This window comes from Pseudomonas rosaeacicularis, from assembly GCF_057128745.1.
The window spans coordinates 153,517-171,130 of the sequence record NZ_JBSKHT010000013.1 but is presented as its reverse complement, the minus strand read 5'-3'; the positions used below and the strand labels follow the sequence as shown (position 1 = coordinate 171,130).

The 17,614-nt window shown below is 59.3% G+C and carries 15 protein-coding genes and 1 pseudogene; 7 read left to right on the top strand and 9 right to left on the bottom strand.

The window, feature by feature from the left end; all coding sequences use genetic code 11:
- Positions 1 to 134: 134 nt before the first annotated feature.
- The 4 genes and pseudogenes from aldA to ACWKWM_RS18170 form a co-directional block, all read right to left on the bottom strand.
- A pseudogene (gene aldA / locus ACWKWM_RS18185) lies at positions 135 to 1,567 on the bottom strand (aldehyde dehydrogenase).
- 30 nt (positions 1,568 to 1,597) lie between these two features.
- On the bottom strand, positions 1,598 to 2,398 hold the full coding sequence (locus tag ACWKWM_RS18180) for an aldolase/citrate lyase family protein (RefSeq protein ID WP_483847473.1): 801 nt from the start codon (positions 2,396 to 2,398) through the stop codon (positions 1,598 to 1,600).
- 12 nt (positions 2,399 to 2,410) lie between these two features.
- On the bottom strand, positions 2,411 to 3,595 hold the full coding sequence (gene rhmD / locus ACWKWM_RS18175; protein ID WP_483847472.1) for an L-rhamnonate dehydratase: 1,185 nt from the start codon (positions 3,593 to 3,595) through the stop codon (positions 2,411 to 2,413).
- A gap of 31 nt (positions 3,596 to 3,626) precedes the next feature.
- Positions 3,627 to 4,925 (bottom strand): MFS transporter, encoded by a 1,299-nt coding sequence (locus ACWKWM_RS18170; RefSeq protein WP_483847471.1) that lies wholly within the window; start codon positions 4,923 to 4,925, stop codon positions 3,627 to 3,629.
- A 145-nt stretch (positions 4,926 to 5,070) separates the two neighbouring features.
- Here ACWKWM_RS18170 and ACWKWM_RS18165 point away from each other — a divergent pair, with 145 nt between their 5' ends.
- Positions 5,071 to 6,018 (top strand): LysR family transcriptional regulator, encoded by a 948-nt coding sequence (locus ACWKWM_RS18165; RefSeq protein ID WP_483847470.1) that lies wholly within the window; start codon positions 5,071 to 5,073, stop codon positions 6,016 to 6,018.
- Positions 6,019 to 6,173: 155 nt separating this feature from the next.
- The gene (locus ACWKWM_RS18160; protein ID WP_483847469.1) at positions 6,174 to 7,574 is read left to right on the top strand and encodes a diguanylate cyclase domain-containing protein; all 1,401 of its coding nucleotides are present in this window, start codon (positions 6,174 to 6,176) and stop codon (positions 7,572 to 7,574) included.
- A 173-nt stretch (positions 7,575 to 7,747) separates the two neighbouring features.
- Here the strand turns inward: ACWKWM_RS18160 and ACWKWM_RS18155 are convergent, their stop codons facing one another.
- The 4 genes from ACWKWM_RS18155 to ACWKWM_RS18140 form a co-directional block, all read right to left on the bottom strand.
- Positions 7,748 to 9,046 (bottom strand): NAD(P)/FAD-dependent oxidoreductase, encoded by a 1,299-nt coding sequence (locus ACWKWM_RS18155; RefSeq protein ID WP_483847468.1) that lies wholly within the window; start codon positions 9,044 to 9,046, stop codon positions 7,748 to 7,750.
- Between the two features lie 63 nt (positions 9,047 to 9,109).
- The gene (locus tag ACWKWM_RS18150) at positions 9,110 to 9,283 is read right to left on the bottom strand and encodes a DUF3094 family protein (protein ID WP_483847467.1); all 174 of its coding nucleotides are present in this window, start codon (positions 9,281 to 9,283) and stop codon (positions 9,110 to 9,112) included.
- 54 nt (positions 9,284 to 9,337) lie between these two features.
- Positions 9,338 to 9,967 carry a DUF1780 domain-containing protein gene (locus ACWKWM_RS18145; protein WP_483847466.1) on the bottom strand — a complete coding sequence of 210 codons (630 nt, stop codon included), beginning with the start codon at positions 9,965 to 9,967 and terminating at the stop codon, positions 9,338 to 9,340.
- 307 nt (positions 9,968 to 10,274) lie between these two features.
- On the bottom strand, positions 10,275 to 11,177 hold the full coding sequence (locus ACWKWM_RS18140) for a helix-turn-helix transcriptional regulator (RefSeq protein ID WP_483847465.1): 903 nt from the start codon (positions 11,175 to 11,177) through the stop codon (positions 10,275 to 10,277).
- Positions 11,178 to 11,557: 380 nt separating this feature from the next.
- Here ACWKWM_RS18140 and ACWKWM_RS18135 point away from each other — a divergent pair, with 380 nt between their 5' ends.
- From ACWKWM_RS18135 to ACWKWM_RS18120, 4 genes are all read left to right on the top strand, one after another.
- A complete protein-coding gene (locus tag ACWKWM_RS18135) occupies positions 11,558 to 12,901 on the top strand; it encodes an MFS transporter (RefSeq protein ID WP_483847464.1) in 1,344 nt (447 codons plus the stop codon).
- 180 nt (positions 12,902 to 13,081) lie between these two features.
- Positions 13,082 to 13,777, top strand: coding sequence for a fumarylacetoacetate hydrolase family protein (locus ACWKWM_RS18130; RefSeq protein ID WP_483847463.1), 696 nt, complete (start codon positions 13,082 to 13,084; stop codon positions 13,775 to 13,777).
- Positions 13,778 to 13,817: 40 nt separating this feature from the next.
- Positions 13,818 to 14,582, top strand: coding sequence for an SDR family oxidoreductase (locus ACWKWM_RS18125; protein ID WP_483838037.1), 765 nt, complete (start codon positions 13,818 to 13,820; stop codon positions 14,580 to 14,582).
- Between the two features lie 30 nt (positions 14,583 to 14,612).
- A complete protein-coding gene (locus ACWKWM_RS18120; protein ID WP_483847462.1) occupies positions 14,613 to 15,566 on the top strand; it encodes a 2-hydroxyacid dehydrogenase in 954 nt (317 codons plus the stop codon).
- Between the two features lie 128 nt (positions 15,567 to 15,694).
- Here the strand turns inward: ACWKWM_RS18120 and ACWKWM_RS18115 are convergent, their stop codons facing one another.
- Positions 15,695 to 16,591, bottom strand: coding sequence for a LysR family transcriptional regulator (locus ACWKWM_RS18115; protein ID WP_483847461.1), 897 nt, complete (start codon positions 16,589 to 16,591; stop codon positions 15,695 to 15,697).
- Positions 16,592 to 16,744: 153 nt separating this feature from the next.
- Here ACWKWM_RS18115 and ACWKWM_RS18110 point away from each other — a divergent pair, with 153 nt between their 5' ends.
- Positions 16,745 to 17,389: a hydrolase gene (locus ACWKWM_RS18110; protein WP_483847460.1), complete on the top strand. Its 645-nt coding sequence runs from the start codon at positions 16,745 to 16,747 to the stop codon at positions 17,387 to 17,389.
- Positions 17,390 to 17,614 lie beyond the last annotated feature (225 nt).

Sequence of the window (17,614 nt, the reverse complement as noted above, 5' to 3'; positions counted from 1 at the left end):
TGACAGGAAATGAACATAGACCCCATATACCTGTGGGAGCGAATTCATTCGCGAAGCAATTTGTCAGACGGTGAAGCGAGTCATCTGTACCGGCCTCTCGCGAATAAATTCGCTCCTACAGGTCACGCGTTACATCAGCTCTGTATGTAGACCGCATGCGTATGCGTGTACTCATAAAGCCCATGCTTGCCATCCGCGCCGCCCACTCCGGATTTACGCACGCCGGCATGGAAACCCTGCATCGCCTCGAAGTTTTCGCGGTTGACGTAGGTTTCACCAAAATCAATCTCGCGAATCGCGTGCATCGCCTTGCCCAGGTCGCGGGTGTAGATCGATGACGTCAGCCCGTATTCGCAGTCATTGGCCAAGGTAATGGCTTCATCCAGGTCGTCGATGATCTGAATCGGCAGCACCGGCCCGAAGATCTCCTTGCGCATGATTTCCATGTCAGCGCGACAGCCGGTCAGCACGGTCGGTTGATAGTGGAAGCCCTGTTTCAGGTCGGCAACCGATCCGCCTGTCACCAACTCCGCGCCTTGTGCCAGCGCGGTTTTGACTTTCGCCGCCACGCTGTCCAGACCCTGACGGTTGATCAGCGGTCCCATCTCCGCATCAGCCATCGCAAGCGGATCGCCGTAACGAGTCGCCGCCATCGCAGCCGTGATCTTGCCGATGAACTCATCAGCCACACGTCGCTCCACGTACACCCGCTCGGCGCAATTGCACACTTGCCCGGTGTTGATGATCCGAGAATCCCTGATGGCCTTCACCGCCAGATCGATATCGGCGTCACCCAGCACAATGGCGGGCGCCTTGCCGCCCAGTTCCAGGTTCAGTTTGGTGATGTTGCTGGCGGCGGCGGCCATGATGCGTGATCCGGTTTCGACGCTGCCGGTGAAGCTGATCATGTTCACCTGCTTGTGTGCACTCAACGCCGCGCCAACCCGACCATCGCCGCTGACCACGTTGAACACGCCGGGTGGCAGGTCGATTTCGGCCACCAGCTTGGCGAACTCGAAACAGTTGTTCGGGGTTTCTTCGCTGGGTTTGATCACGATGGTGTTGCCGGTGATCAGCGCGGGGGCCATTTTGCGGCGATCAGGAAGAACGGGAAATTCCACGGCAGAATCCCGGCCACCACGCCCAACGGCTTGCGGAATAAGAAAATGTTTTCGCCGGGGCGGTCGCTGGTGATGATTTCGCCTTCTATGCGGCGCGCCCACTCGGCCATGTAGTCCAGATAGTCGGCGGTGAAATTGACTTCGACTTCCGCCAGCCCGCTGATCTTGCCTTGCTCCAGCGTAATGGTGCGTGCCAGATGGGCGACGTTCTCCCGCAGTTTGTTCGCGATCTTGCGCAAGTAGCCGGCGCGCTCGATGGCCGGTTTGCGTGCCCAATTTTGCTGGGCGGCGCGGGCTGAAGCCAAGGCGCGATCAACTTCGTTGCTGTCACTGGCCGGCACTTTCGACAGCACAGCGCCAGTGGCTGGGTTGGTGACGTCGAAATGTTCGGCGCTGTTGCTGAACTGGCCGTTTATATAGTTCTGGTAAACGGGGACGGAGGACATTGGCAGACTCCCTTTCAAATCATTGAGCAATCAATAAGTGCGCGACGGCGCGGGTGCGTTTGGGGTGTCGCGATAGAGCGCCAGATTGGCTTTTGCGGCCTGGCGCAACAGGCTGATGTCGATGCCCACGGCGACGAACTGGCAGCCCCAACTCAGGTAGCGGCGCGCGTCTTCTTCAGCGGGAGCGAGGATGCCGCACACTTTACCGGCTGCCAGTGTTGCGTCGACTGCGTGGCGAATCTTCTCCTGCACTTCGGGGTGCGAGGGATTGTTAATGTGGCCCAGCCCTGTGGATAAGTCGGCAGGCCCGATGAATACCGCGTGCACGCCCTCGACTGCGGCGATGGCTTCGACGTTTTCCACACCTTTGCGCGATTCCACCTGAACGATCAGGCAAAGTTCTTCATGCGCTGTATTCAGATAATCAGGCACGGCGTCCCAGCGGGTTGCCCGGGTCAGGCCGCCGCCGACGCCCCGTATGCCGTGGGGCGGGTAGCGCATGGCTTGCACCAGAGCGCGGGCCTGTTCGGCAGATTCGACCATGGGCACCATCAGCGTCTGCACGCCAACATCCAGCAATTGCTTGATCAGCACCGCATCACCGGTCACTGCGCGCACCACTGGCGCGGTGGAGTAGGGCGCGACCGCTTGCAGCTGGGACAAAATGCTCGGCACGGTGTTGGGCGCATGCTCCCCATCGATCAACATCCAGTCGTAACCCAGCCCGGCGACGATTTCCGACGCGTAACCGGTGGCGAAACCGGCCCAGATTCCGTACTGCGGTTCGTTCTTGGCCAGCGCGGTTTTGAACGCGTTGTGAGGCATTTTCATAAAAATTCCCTGTCAGTGCGTGTATGGACGGTGTAGCTGACATTCAGGATTAAGCGTCACGCCAAAGCCGGGCTGATCGAGTTTTGACAGGCGCATGCGGCCGTTTTCCGGCACCGGCTCACCCAGCAATTGCGGGTGGAACATCGGCACCACTTCGTCGGCCTTGGGCGCCATCATCAGAAATTCGGCGAACGGGCTGTTGGTCCGTGTGGCGACGAAGTGATAACTGTAGACCGAGGATCCGTGGGGCACGACCATCGCGTTGTGCGCGTCGGCCAGCGCCGAAATCTTGATCAGCTCGGTGATCCCGCCGCACCAGCCAACATCCGGCTGGATGATGTCGCAGCACCCCATTTCCAGCAGCATGCGAAAGCCCCAGCGCGTGGCTTCATGCTCACCGGTGGTGACCAACATGCCCTTGGGCACATTTTTGCGCAGTTCGGCGTAGCCCCAGTAATCGTCGGGGGAGAGCGCTTCTTCGATCCACTTCAAGCCGAATTCATGAGCACCGTGGGCCAGTTTGGTCGCGTAGTTCAAATCCAGGCTCATCCAGCAATCGAGCATCAGCCAGAAGTCCTTGCCGACCCGCTCGCGCATCACCGCCAGCTCTTCAAGGTTTTTGCGCAGGCCTTCTTCGCCTTCGGACGGGCTGTGATGCAGTGGCAGCTTGCCGCCGATGAAACCCATTTTCTGCGCCAGATCTGGGCGCGCGCCTGTGGCGTAGAACTGCAATTCGTCACGCACCGCGCCGCCGAGCAATTGATGAACCGGTTCCTGACGGACTTTGCCGAGCAAATCCCACAGCGCCAGGTCGATGCCGGAAATGGTGTTGATCACAAGCCCTTTGCGCCCGTAGTACTGCGAGGACAGGTACATCTGGTCCCAGATTTTTTCGATGTCAGTGACCTTCGCGCCTTCGAGAAAACGCGCTAGGTGCTTCTCGACGATGTAGGCCGCAGGCTCACCGCCTGTCGTGACCGAGAAGCCGACGTTACCGGCCGAGTCTTCTATTTCAACCACCAGCGTACCCAGCACGTTGATGCCGAAACTGCGACGGCTCTGGCGGTATTCCGGGTATTTGGCCATCGGGGTAGAGATGTGATCGTCGATCCAGTGGCCATCGCCCTGGTCGTGATAATCGGCGCCACCGCCCCGCAAAACGAAAGCGCGGACGTGTTTGATGGTGGGCGTGCTCATGGAGAACTCCTTTGCGTCGTAAATGGCGAAATCAGTGCTGAAAAGTGGGCAGCTTTTGAGGTGTCGTCTGTTTTGGCGGTCGGATGCCCATCACCAGCGCGGCAGCGATCAGCGTCGTGCAGGCCACCAGATACAAGCCGGCAGTCGGGGAATGAAAAGCGCCTTCGGCCCAATTCTTGAGAATCGGCGCGATGAATCCGCCCAGCGCGCCGAATGAGTTGATCAGGGCAATCGCGCCCGCTGCGGCGCTGCCGGCCAGGAAGCTGCCGGGAAAGGTCCAGAACACCGGTTGCACAGCGATGAAGCCTGAGGCGGCGAAGCAAAGCGCCAAAATGCCCAGCAGCGGATTGGCAAATGTGACCGAAGCGGCGATGCCGACGCTCGACACCACCAATGTCAGTGCCGCGACCAGGCGACGCTGACCGGTGCGATCAGCGATAGCCGGTACACGCCAGGCGGCGATCAACGCGCAGATCCAGGGGATCGCGCTGACCAACCCGACCATCAGCCCGACTTTGCTGCCCATCAATCCGGCGACTTGGGTCGGCAGATAAAACACCACGCCGTAGACGCTGGCCTGAATCAGCAGATAAATCACGCACAGATAAAGCACCGCCGGTTGGCACATGGCCTTGAGCACGCTGCCGTGACCTTGTTTGCTGGCGTCTTCTTCGTCGAGGACTGCCTGCAATTGGTGACGCTCATCGACGGTCAGCCATTTGGCGTCGGCAGGGCGGTTATCCAGATAAAAGTACGCCCAGACGCCCACGACTGTGGCCATCAAACCTTCGACCGCGAACAGCCATTGCCAGCCGTGGCTGCCGAATACGCCGTCCAATTCCAGCAACAAGCCTGACAGCGGGCTGCCGAAAATGAACGCCAGCGGCGCACCAAAATAAAAGAAGCCCATGGCCCTGCCGCGGGCGGCTTGCGGGAACCAGTAGGTGAGATAGAGGATGACGCCGGGGAAGAAACCGGCCTCGGCCACGCCCAGCAAAAAGCGCAGCACGTAGAAAGTGGTTTCGGTGTGAGCGAAGACCATCGCAGCGGACACCAGACCCCAGGTCACCATGATCCGGCACATCCACAGGCGGGCGCCGATCTTGTGCATGATTAGATTGCTCGGCACTTCGAGCAGTGCATAGCCGACGAAAAACACGCCCGCACCGAAGGCGAAGGCCGCTTCACCGATGCCGGTGTCGGCTTGAAAGGCTTGTTTGGCGAAGCCGACGTTGGCGCGGTCAAGAAACGCCATGATGTACATCAGCAGCAGGAAGGGCAAAAGCCGCCATGAGACCTTGGCGAGCAGGGACGCGGGGAGTGTGTTCACGGCAGTTTCCTTTTTGGAATTATTGACTGCGTCACCCAGCGTAGCGCTGGAGTGGATGCGAATGTACTGCCGTGCAGCGATGCGTGACCAATCGTTTTTAGATTAAGATCGATACCCTCACGGTATCGATGGCGGAAAATTCTCCATGTCCGAAAACACCTCGCCCCATCACCTGTTCAGCCGCCTGCGCTACAAGCACCTGCAAATGCTGGTGGTGTTGGGCTCAAGCATGAATTTGCACCGCGCCTCGATGAACATGCACATGTCTCAACCCGCAGCGACGCGGATGTTGCGCGAGATTGAAGACATGTTCGGCTGCGAGCTGTTCGAGCGCCTGCCGCGCGGCATGCGCCCGACCGCGTTGGGCAAGGAGCTGCTGCGATTTGCCGAGTCCGCGCTCAGCGGTCTTGATCGTTGCGCCGCCGACATGCAGGCCCGCCAGCAGGGTGGCTACGGTTATCTAGCCATCGGCACGATCATGGGCGCCGCGCCGGATCTGGTGATGAATGCCGTGGCCGAGATCAAGGCGCTCAATCCGCAGCTGCGCATCCGGATCATGGGCGACACCAGCGATCAGGTGATTCAATTGCTGGAGCAGGGGCGCATTGATCTGGCGATCGCCCGGCGAAACGCCACCACCGACCGCGAGCACTACGCCTTTGAGCCGCTGGGCAATGAGCGCTTGATGGTGGTGGTGCATCAGGGCCATCCGCTGGCCAAGCGCCGCAAGCTGGACTGGGCCGAGCTGGTCAGCGACTGGCCGTGGATTCTGCAACCCGAAAGCAGCCCGGCCCGGATCGCTTTCGATCAGGCGCTTGAGCGTCTGGCTTTGCCATTGCCAGCGGACATCATCGAATGCAGCTCGGTGTATTCGATGCAGCAACTGGTGCAACTGACGGACGCAATCATGGTGCTGTCCGAGTCGGCGCTGCGCGATTATCTGAAGATGGGCCTGGTCAAGGCGCTACCGGTGAAAATCGAAGAACGCATGGCGCCGTTCGGACTGCTGACGCGCAAGGGCGAAGCGATGAGCCGAGAGTTGGCGCAGTTTATTGAGTTGTTGCGTGCAAAAGGTGTGTCGACAGCCCTGTAGGAGCGAACTTGTTCGCGAGGCGCAATGACAGACACACCGCGTTGGCCGTCTCGCCAACAAGTTGGCTCCTACAGCTGGGTGTCGGACAAGACGGGTGGGCGTCAGGCGGCACGCGGTATAGACTGCCGACTGTACTGTCAGCCCCGGTCGTTCTTATGAAAGCACCCGTCGCGCTTTACGAAACTGAACGACTTCAAGCGCTACGTTCGCTTGAGATTCTTGATACCCCCGCCGAAGCTTCGTTGGACCGGATCACCCGATTGGTCTCCAAGGTGTTGGACGTGCCAATTGCGCTCGTCACACTGGTCGATGAAAAGCGCCAGTGGTTCAAATCCCGTGTGGGCATCGAGGTTGTCGAAACCTTGCGCGACGATGCGTTCTGCGCGCACGCGATTTTGCAGGACGGACCGATGGTGGTGCCTGACGCCACGCGTGACGCGCGCTTTAGCGACAACTGTTTGGTCACCCAGGCCCCTCACGTCCGCTTCTACGCCGGGGTTCCGATACGTACCAGTCAGGGATATGCGGTCGGCACACTCTGCGCCATTGATGAGCAGCCCCGAGTACTGACTCACGATGAGCTCACCATTCTGTGCGATCTGGCCGACATGGTCAGCCGAGAGATACAGCTGCGCGAAAACCTGATGCAGGTCCGCACGCAAGCAAAAAAAACCGATGATCTGTTCGAAGCCAGCGAGGCGGCTTATCGTTCGATGTTCGAGTTGGCCTCGGTCGGCATCGCGTTGGTGGCGCCCGATGGCAACTGGATCAGCGTCAATCAGGCGCTGTGCGATCTTGTGGGCTATAGCGTGCAGGAACTCAAGGGCCTGACCTTTCAGGACATCACCTTTCCCGATGACCTCAACGCCGACATGGGCCTGTTACGGCAACTGGTTGCGGGCGATATCGATCATTACCAGCTCGAAAAACGCTACCTGCACAACAACGGCAAGCCGGTATGGGCCGACTTGAGCGTGACCAAAAAGCTGTCGGCGGACGGTGAGCTGGAGTATTTCATCTCGATCATCCAAAACATTCAGGGCCGCAAGGAGCTTGAGCAGGAAGCCAAGCACGACGCCTTGACCGGGCTGCTAAATCGGCGCGCGCTGGACTCTTTGCTGCCCATCGCCCAGGCCCGGGCGGATCGCTCGAAAATGCTCCTGGCGTTGCTGTTTCTGGATCTGGATGGCTTCAAGGGCATCAACGACACTTACGGCCACGATGCGGGCGACGAGTTGCTGCGCGTTATATCCCAGCGCCTGACAGTCAGCGTCAGGCGCACTGACAGTCTGATTAGACTGGCGGGGGACGAGTTCATCGTGATTCTGGAAGGGATAGTCCCGGGGGCCAACGAGGCGCGGGAAGTTGCGAACAAGCTGCTGACAGCCATTGCTGAGCCGATGATCATCAAGGGCCATTCGATCACGACCCAAGCGAGCATCGGGTTTTCCATCTACGAACCTGGCTCCGGCAAGGCACCGGATGAGCTTATTCGCGAGGCAGATCGGTGGATGTACAAGGCCAAGCATTTGGGCAAAGGGCAGGTGTTGCCGTGAAGGTTTTGGGCTGGCGTGCGATTTAAGGTGATTGCCTGGATTCGTGGGAGCGGACCTGTCCGCGAAGACTGACTGGCAGGCGCTAAAAATGTAGCGTCTGTGCAGCCCTCTTCGCGGACAGGTCCGCTCCCACATTTAGTCCGAGTTTGATCCGGATTTTGGGGAGGCGAGGATTAGTGCAGCTTCATCCTCGGCTCCGTCCCGCGTCCGATCCGGCTGCCGAGCATGAGCATCGCCGTGCGGAACACGCCGTATAGCGCCATCTGGTGCATGCGATACAGCGACACGTAAAACATCCGCGCCAGCCAGCCTTCCAGCATCACGCTACCGGTCAGGTTACCCATCAAGTTGCCCACCGCTGAAAACTTCGACAGTGAAATCAGCGAGCCGTAGTCCTTGTAGCTGTACTCCGGCAGGCTTTGGCCCTCAATGCGCAGCTTCAACGACTTCACCAGCAACGACGCTTGCTGATGCGCTGCCTGAGCACGCGGCGGTACGTTGCGATCGGTGCCTTTCATGGGGCATGAGGCGCAATCACCGAAGGCAAAAATGTTGTCATCACGGGTCGTTTGCAGGGTCGGACGCACTTGCAGTTGGTTAATGCGGTTGGTTTCCAGCCCGGCGATGTCCTGCAAGAACGCCGGAGCACGAATGCCCGCCGCCCAGACTTTCAACGTCGCCGGGATCACTTGACCGGACGCCGTGATCAGCGCATCGGCGGTCACTTCACTCACCGCCGAATTGGTCAGCACGGTCACGCCGAGTTTTTCCAGCGTCTTGTGCACTGGGCCGCCGATGCGTTCTGGCAGTGCTGGTAATACTCGGGGACCGGCTTCGATCACGGTGATACGCAGGTTTTCCGGCTTGATCTGGCCCAGCCCGTACGCCGCCAGCTCTTGTGCGGCGTTGTGCAACTCGGCCGCCAGTTCGACGCCCGTTGCCCCGGCACCGACGATGGCGACGTTGATCTCTTCGACGACATCGTTCTGGCTTGCATGGGCACGCAGATAGCGGTTGAGCAATTGCTGATGAAAGCGTTCGGCCTGCTTGCGTGTGTCGAGGAACAGGCAGTGCTCTGCCGCGCCTTTGGTGCCGAAGTCGTTGGTCGTACTGCCGACGGCAATCACCAGCGAGTCGTAATCCAGGCTGCGCTCGGGGACTAGTTCATTGCCGTCTTCATCGAGGGTGGCTGACAGGTGAATCTGCTTGGCCTCGCGGTCCAGCCCGGTCATGCGGCCCAGTTGAAAGGTAAAGTTATTCCACTTGGCCTGCGCCACGTAGTTCAGCTCGTCTTCATAGGAATTCAGTGAGCCGGCTGCCACTTCGTGCAACAGCGGTTTCCAGATATGGGTCAGGTTGGCGTCAACCAGCACCACACTGGCGGCGCCTTTCTTGCCGAGGGTTTTACCCAGACGGGTAGCCAGCTCCAGACCACCGGCGCCTCCGCCGACAATCACAATACGATGAGTCATGGGGATATCTCATAAGGCTTAAGGAATTCTTTGGGCGGTCTATCCGCGCGAGCGCCAGGCAGCTCATAGCGTCAGATAACTCAGCAAACGGCTCAACAGGCCCAGCCCGACCACCACTGCAATCACCACCACAAGGAGCATCCACGGCCGAAAAGGCCGGCGCTCGACTCGATGCTGGGGTGCTTGGAGGTACTCTTCGACACGTCTTTGGTCGTCAGGGTTCAGGCGGCTGGTCATGTGAGCCTCTTATGGACGTTGAGTGCGTTCAGAAAGCTACGGGGTGCGATGATTTCACAGGCTGATACCTACGTCGAACACTACGCTGCGGCCCAGGTTGGTCCTGAGGAAATCCGGTGCGTCGGGATGGGCAAACAGCACGCGGGCAAACGTGGGGCCGACCAGTGATAACGAGCGCCAGCCCTGGCGCAGGTACTCGGTGGGCGGCGGGAAATGGCTGTTCAGATCGAGCACCTCGCGCTTGAGGCTGGCGAAGGCGATGATGTCGAGCTCACTCAGGTCCAGGCCGCGCTCTTTGTAGTTGTGGGCTTTCTTTCGCAGGGTAGGCGCCAGGCGGTGCAGCAACTCGGAGGCGGGAATGCGTTTGGGTTTGGCCTCGCGGCGCACCAGTTGGCTGAGCGAGAACGCGCTGCGCCGACGTTGCAACTCCTCGCGCCATTCATCGTTCAGGCGGCGGCCTTCATCGAGTACGAAGAACACCTCAAAGCAGGCATCGCGGAACAGCACGTCCGGTGGTTCTTGCCCTGCTGGCAGAAAGTCTTCGTTGCGATGGGGAATGTTCAGGCCTTGCAGCAAGCGCTGACAAACCCAGCGCTCACGCTCCCACTTGCGCGCATTGGAAAGGAACGCATTGGCCTGTTCGGCTTGGATCGTCAGAAGACGCAGGTAGTCGGAGTCATCCATGAGCCCAAGCTTAGCGTTCTATCGCGCAGAAAAAAGCGATTCGAATAGATAAATCCTGATGCCCTGATCTACGCGGTCCCTGTAGGAGCTGACGAGCAACGCGAGGCTGCGAATCGGTATGTCAGACAAATTGAATCGCAGCCTCGCGTTGCTCCTCAGCGCCTACAACTGCACGTTTCGATCTTTACAAATCCTGGCTGCCTCGCTCGGATCTCTGTAGGAGCGAACTTGTTCGCGAGGCGTTATGACTGACACACCGCATTGACTGCCTCGCCAACAAGTTGGCTCCTACAGCATTCGGCGCTCGTTACAAATCCCGCTGCTTCCTGAACTGCCCCGGTGGCATGCCGTGGGCGTTGCGGAAGCGGCGGGAGAAGTAGGCTTCGTCGGCGAAGCCGCACAGCCGCGCTATCTCGCCCACCGGTTTGGTGCCATTGAGGAGCAGCGTGCGCGCCAGGTGCATTCTGCGTTCGAGTACCAGTTCGCTGAAGGTTTTGCCGACTTCCTTGCGCAGCCAGTGCGTCAGGTAATTGGGCGACAGGAACGCCGCCGACGCCGCTTTCTTCAGGTTCAAATCCGGGTCGCTGAGGTTCTTGCGCACGTACTCAGACATTCGCGCCAACGCATCCCGGCGACTGCGTTCGGCGGCGTTGTCGTCGGCCAGGGTTTTGATCGGCTCCGCAAATCGTTCGCACACTGTCCCGATCAGCTGCAACAAACAGCCCTTGAGAATCTCCCGCGTACCGAACTGGCGTTGCTGGTCCAGCTTGCGCATGCGCTGTAGCAGCGTGTGGATCTCGACGAAATCTGCTTCCTCGAGGATGTAATCCAGGCTTTCCTGAAAACGAAAGGGCGACAACTCCGGCGCCAGGGCAATGGGCACGTCTTCCAGGTCCAGCGGATCGCACTGCAACTGCGGAAGCAAAAAGGTCTGGGCGAAGTTGATCAGCAGAAAGTTGCCATCGTCCGGGTGGGGGATCAAATGCAATTTGTGCGGGAGGATGAACGCCAGCGCGTGTCGCGGAAACGGCCGGACCACGCCGCCAATGTGCTGCACCGTATCACCGCCCAGATTGATCTGAATCTGAAAATACTCATGACGATGCGGGCCAGTTTCAGCGCTTCGGGCGCTCTTGTCACGAATGTAAAAGTCGGGCCTCTCGCTGCGTTGCTGCATGCCGTAAGTCGGCACTTGAGTCGCTGAATCCATCAATCGGTACCTCTTCAAAGCGTGGCCGTTCGCAGTGTCCCTTGTTTGGTCTGTCCACGCATAGCGCAAATTCCCACTCGTAGACCGGAGGATTATCAGTCGTCCTACCACTCAGTGCATGAAGATGCTTTGCCGAGCGCTGCCCGCGTTGTCCAAAAAAATTTGGCTGACCAAAAACCGCACGACCCCTCTATTTCAAGCGTTAAAGCAGTATTCAGTCCAAGTTCATGAGCGTCCTACGCTTGCCGAATTTCTTGGACAAATAGGAGGCGCGACGCGTTTAAATCCAAAAACGTTCTAAGTCATCGATTGTATTTGCGTGGTTGTACGATAACTTGGAGTGGCTTCTCCGATACCAATAAAAACAATGAGGAACTCTCATGTCGAGCACCCCTGACATTCAGGCGGTCGACGCTCGTGTCGCCGCACCCGCTGCAGCCGCACCGGCTCACCTCCCTACTCGCCGTCGCTGGTTTATGCTTTCCCTGTTGCTGATCGCCACGATCATCAACTACGTGGACCGCGTGAATATCTCCATCGCCGCACCGTTCATGGCCAAGGACCTGGGTCTGGACAAAGTCGAGATGGGCCTTATCTTTTCCGCCTTCGCCTGGACTTACGCCTTTGCGTTGGTGCCGGCTGGCTTTCTCGCTGACCGCTTCGGCTCCCGACTCACTTATGGTGCATCGCTGATCTCTTGGTCTGCCGTAACGGTTTGCCAAGGCATGGCAGGAGGGTTCGCCTCGTTGTTTGGTCTGCGTCTGGCCATCGGCGCCATGGAAGCGCCTGCATTTCCGGCCAACAGTCGCGCGGTAACAGTGTGGTTCCCGGCCAAAGAACGCGGCATGGCCAGCAGCATTTACGTCTGCGGTCAGTACTTGGGCACGGCGCTGTTTACCGGCGGCCTGTTATGGCTCGCGACCACTTACGACTGGCGCCACGTGTTTTACAGCACCGGTATCGTCGGCATCGTGTTCGGGATCGCCTGGCTCTATCTGTACCGTGATCCGCTGTTCTGCAAGAAGGTCAGCAAAGAAGAACTGGCTTACATCGAAGACGGCGGCGGCCTGGTCAAAAGCAGCAAGGACAAAAACAAATTCAAGTGGGCGCAGATCGCCGAGCTGCTGAAATACCGGCAGATCTGGGCGATCTGCATTGGCAAGTTCGCCAGCACCTCAGCGCTGTATTTCTTCCTGACCTGGTTCCCGACGTACCTGATCGAAGAGCGTCATCTGACCATGGTCAAAGTCGGCATCTTCGCGGTTCTGCCATTCATTGGCGCCACGGTAGGCGTGCTGTTGGCCGGTTTCATCGCTGACTGGATGATTCGTCGCGGTTTCTCGCTGTCGTTCTCTCGCAAACTGCCGTTGGTGGTGGGTTCTGCGCTGGGCATGTCGATCATGCTGGTCAACTTCACTGACTCCAACGAAGTCTGCATCGCGCTGCTGACCATCGCTTTCTTCGCTCAGGGCATCGCGTCTTCCTCATGGGCCGCTGTGTCTGAAATCGCGCCGAAAGAGCTGATCGGTTTGACCGGGGGTGTAACCAGTCTGGCGGCGAACATTGGCGGGATTGTCACGCCGATCGTCATCGGACAAATCCTGCACGTCACCGGGACATTCGCCTACGCCTTCTGGTTTATCGGCGGCGTGGCGCTGATCGGGACGCTGTCTTATTCGCTGTTGCTGGGCAAGATCTACCGGATCGAATTGAAAGCTCAGTAACGCAAAACGGGTGTGTGTGACTTTATGCCTCCCCCATGGGCAAAGGCGTACGCAAGTACGCCTTTTTTATGCGCTGCGATGTCCGTTTTTACTCCAGTTTGAACACCGCTTTGTCCAACTTTGGCCGCTGACGATCCCGTAGGCTGGTCGCCAAGGATTCACCTTTTTCAAGGAGCCACCATGATCAATTACGTGTTCGAGCCGAGCCTCGTGCGCAGCCTGCCAGTCAGCAACAGTGACGAACGGTTTCCGGTGGGCCGTGTGTTCTGTCTGGGCCGCAATTATCACTGGGGCGACTCATTGAATGAGGCGCGAGAGATGCCGGCGTTCTTCATGAAGCCCGCGTCCTCGGTCATCGATGCCAGCGGTGAACTGGATTTCCCGCCGCTGACTGAACAGTTTTGCCACGAAATCGAGCTGGTGGTAGCCATTGGCAAAGACGGTTTCGAGATTTCAGAAGAAGACGCGCTTGATCACGTTTGGGGTTACGCCGCCGGACTGGACCTGACTCGACGTGACTTGCAGATGGCCGCCAAGGCCGTTGGCCAACCTTGGGAGGCGGCCAAGGCGTTTGATGGCTCTGCGCCGATCAGCCCGATTCAACCGGCCAGCCAATTGGGGCACCCGTCACAGGGCGCGCTGTGGTTGAGCGTCAACGGCGTGGAACGTCAGCGTTCGGACCTTGAAAGCCAGATCTGGTCGGTGGCCGAAATCGTCAGCCGCCTTTCACGCTCCATCCGCCTGACCGCAGGCGACTTGATCATGACCGGCACGCCGCCGGGCGTTGATTCGCTGCAGTCAGGCGACGTGATCACTGCTGGCATCGCCGGCATTGGTCAGTTTGAAGTACGTGTCGGCAGCCGTCGCGCAAGCTGAGGCCCGGCACCCTCGATATCCATGAAACGGAGACATAACAATGACTGACAATTCCCTCCTGAAAGTCGCTTTGGTCACCGGTGCCGGCAGCGGCATTGGTCGTGCGGTCGCCCTTGGCTTGTTGGCTGACGGCTACAAAGTCGTCGCGACGGGTCGACGCATCGAGCCGCTGCAAGAGCTGGCGGCATTGGCGAAAGAGCAAGGGGGCGAAGTCCTGCCGGTGTCCACCGATGTGCGCGATCCGGCCAGTGTCGAGGCGTTGTTCGCAACGATTGAAGAGGTCTACGGCCGCGTCGATGTGGTGTTCAACAACGCTGGCGTCAACGCGCCCGCAGTGCCGATGGACGAGTTGCCGGTCGAGAAGTGGCTGAGCGTGATCGAAACCAACGTCACCGGCGTGTTTCTGTGCAGCCGTGGCGCGTTCGGTCTGATGCGCAAACAGTCGCCCCAAGGCGGTCGCATCATCAACAACGGCTCGATCTCCGCGCACACCCCGCGCCCATTCACCGCGCCATACACCGCCAGCAAGCACGCGGTTTCCGGCATCACCAAAGCCATCGCGCTGGATGGCCGCGAGTTCAACATCGCCTGTAGCCAGATCGACATCGGCAACGCGCTGACCGAGCTGTCGGTGCGCATGACCAAAGGCGTGCGCCAGGCCAATGGCGAGACTGCCGTGGAACCGATGATCGATGTGAAACACATCGCCGATGCCGTGCGTTACATCGCCAATCTGCCGCTGTCGGCCAACGTGCTGAACATGACCGTCATGGCGACCAACATGCCGTTCGTGGGCCGTGGCTGATTGCCTCACTTCTGAATAAGCGAGATCGCGATGAAACCTGAAATCCTGCAACTGAGCCCCATCCTGATTCCTGAGATCAACGCACGGCTGAACGAGCTGTACACCGTGCGCCCGTACTTCCAGCAGGCAGACAAAGCCGCTTACCTGCGTGAGCACGGCGCCAATATTCGTGGCGTGGTGACTGGCGGGCACACCGGCATTACCCGTGAAGTCATGGAGCAATTACCGGCGGTGGAAGTGATCGCGGTCAATGGCGTGGGCACTGACGCGGTCGATCTGGCCTATGCCCGTGACCGTGGCATTCATGTGACGGCGACCATTGGCGCATTGACCGAAGACGTAGCGGATCTGGCCATCGGTCTATTGATCTCGGCAGCTCGCGGCTTGGGCACTGGCGACCGTTACGTGCGCAGCGGCGCGTGGCCGAAGAGCTCGACGCCGCTGGCGCCGATTCCGTTGGCGCGGCAGTTCAGCGGGATGCGGATTGGTATTGTCGGGCTGGGCCGGGTAGGGGGCGCCGTCGCCACTCGTGCTGCGGCGTTTGGTTGCCCGATCAGTTACACCGACCTGCGCGCTATGGACGATGTGCCTTATTCGTTCGTTGCTGATCTGGTGGAACTGGCGCGCAATAGCGATGCGCTGATCGTTGCGGCGGCGGCCGACAAGGCCAAGGGGATCATCAATGCTCAAGTGTTGGCGGCATTGGGGACGGAGGGTTACTTGATCAACGTCGCTCGCGGCAGTCTGGTTAACGAGTCGGATCTGGTGGCGGCGCTCAAGACCGGCTTGATTGCTGGCGCCGGGCTGGATGTGTTCGTCGATGAGCCGAACGTGCCGACCGAGCTGTTCGACCTGGAAACCGTGATCCTGCAACCGCACCGCGCCAGTGCCACAGTGCAGACCCGCACGCGTATGGGGGAGATGGTGCTGGCGAGTCTGGCGCAGGGGTTGGCGGGGGAACGGCCAAGCGCTGCGGTTCAATAGCGGTCTTCACGGTAACTCTGTAGGAGCGAATTTATTCGCGAGAGGCCAGCAGGTCGGACCCATCTCTTTGGGCCCGAAACGCCCTTCGCGAATGAATTCGCTCCTACAGAATCCATTGCTCGCCATCGTCAGGCCGGTGAATCCACCGCCAATTCCATCACCAGAAAATCAATGAACGCCCGTGTCTTCAACGGCACGCGTCGGGCCGACGGATACACCGCATTGATGGTGATCGCCGGCGCTTTCCACTCGCACAACAACGGCACCAAACGCCCGGCCGCCAAGGCTTTTTCGATGATGAAGTCCGGGAGCAGCGCAATGCCCATTCCTGCCTCCGCCGCCTGACACAGAATGTCGCCGTTGTTGGCGTGCAAAGGCCCGGTGACGTGCACGCGCTGTGTCTCTTTGCCGTTGCACAGTTGCAGGCTGACCCCGCTTTGCAGGTAGCCGTAACTCAGGCATTTGTGCGACGACAGGTCCTTGGGCATCTGCGGCGTACCTTCGCGCGCCAGGTATTCCGGCGATGCCACCATGATCCTCGGCGCAGGCGCCAGGGACCGCGCGACCATGGATGAGTCCGGCAGGCTGGCGATGCGGATCGTTACGTCGAATCCGCCCTTGACCGGGTCCACCTGCTGATCGCTGAACACCAGTTGCAGCTCGACGTCCGGGTGCAACGCGTGAAACTTCGGGATCAACGGACCAAGGCGGCTCAATCCGAAGGACATCGGCGCATTGACCCGCAGCACGCCTCTGATTTCGCCCAACCCGGTACGCGCACGCTGCTCGGCTTCGTCCACTGAAGCAATCACGTCACGACAGGCTTCGTAGTATTCGGCGCCCGCTTCCGTCAGATGCAGGCTGCGCGTGGTGCGCTGCAGCAATTGCACGCCGATGGTTTCTTCCAGCGCCTGTATCTGTTTGCTGACTTTCGAGCGTGGCACGTCGAGTGCGCGGGCGGCGGCGGCAAATCCGTTTTCGTTCACAGTCGTCACGAACGTACGCATGCAATCAATGCGATCCATCTGCGTCCCTAATTTAGAAACAATGAGTCTCAAGTTTAAGGAATTGTTTCGATATCCGCTAGGCCGTAAATTTACTCCCAAGCCAGCAAGCAAACAGCTTATCGAGTTGAAGCGGCTACCTCATTACGGTCTCATCACTTAAAGGAACATCCCATGTCTATCCGTGAACTGCTCAACCCAACCAACTCCGCCCTGATCCTCATCGACCACCAGCCGCAAATGGCCTTCGGCGTGCAGTCGATCGATCGCCAGACCCTGAAGAACAACACGGTCGGTCTGGCCAAAGCGGCGAAGATTTTCAACGTGCCGACCATCCTTACCTCGGTCGAAACCAAGAGCTTCAGCGGGTTTATCTGGCCGGAACTGCTCTGCGTGTTTCCGGATCATCAGCCGATCGAGCGCACTTCGATGAACTCGTGGGAAGACAAGGCCCTGGTCGAAGCGGTCAAGGCGACTGGTCGCAAAAAGCTGATCATCGCCGCGCTGTGGACTGAGGTCTGCCTGAACTTCCCGACGCTGGATGCACTGGCTGAAGGGTATGAAGTTTACATCGTCACTGACGCCTCGGGTGGCACCACCAAAGAAGCTCACGACATGTCAGTGCTGCGCATGATTCAGGCCGGCGCAGTGCCGGTGACCTGGCAACAAGTGCTGCTCGAATTCCAGCGTGACTGGGCTCACAAAGAGACCTACGAAGCGGTGATGGAACTGGTCCGCGAACACAGCGGCGCTTACGGCATCGGCGTCGATTACGCCTACACCATGGTCCACGGCGCGCCGCAGCGGAAGGTGGGTTGATACCTCTTTTGGAACAGGCTTGATGCTGATCGTGCCCACGCTTCCGCGTGGGCACGCCTGTTTTGACGCTCCACGTCATAGGACGCGGAGCGTCCGGGCCGGCAGTCCCACGCAGAGCGGGGGAGCGATCAAATTCGTGGGAGCGGACCTGTCCGCGAAGGCGTCATGACATCCAACGCATCTTTTTCGCCTGACCCATCGCATTCGCGGACAGGTCCGCTCCCA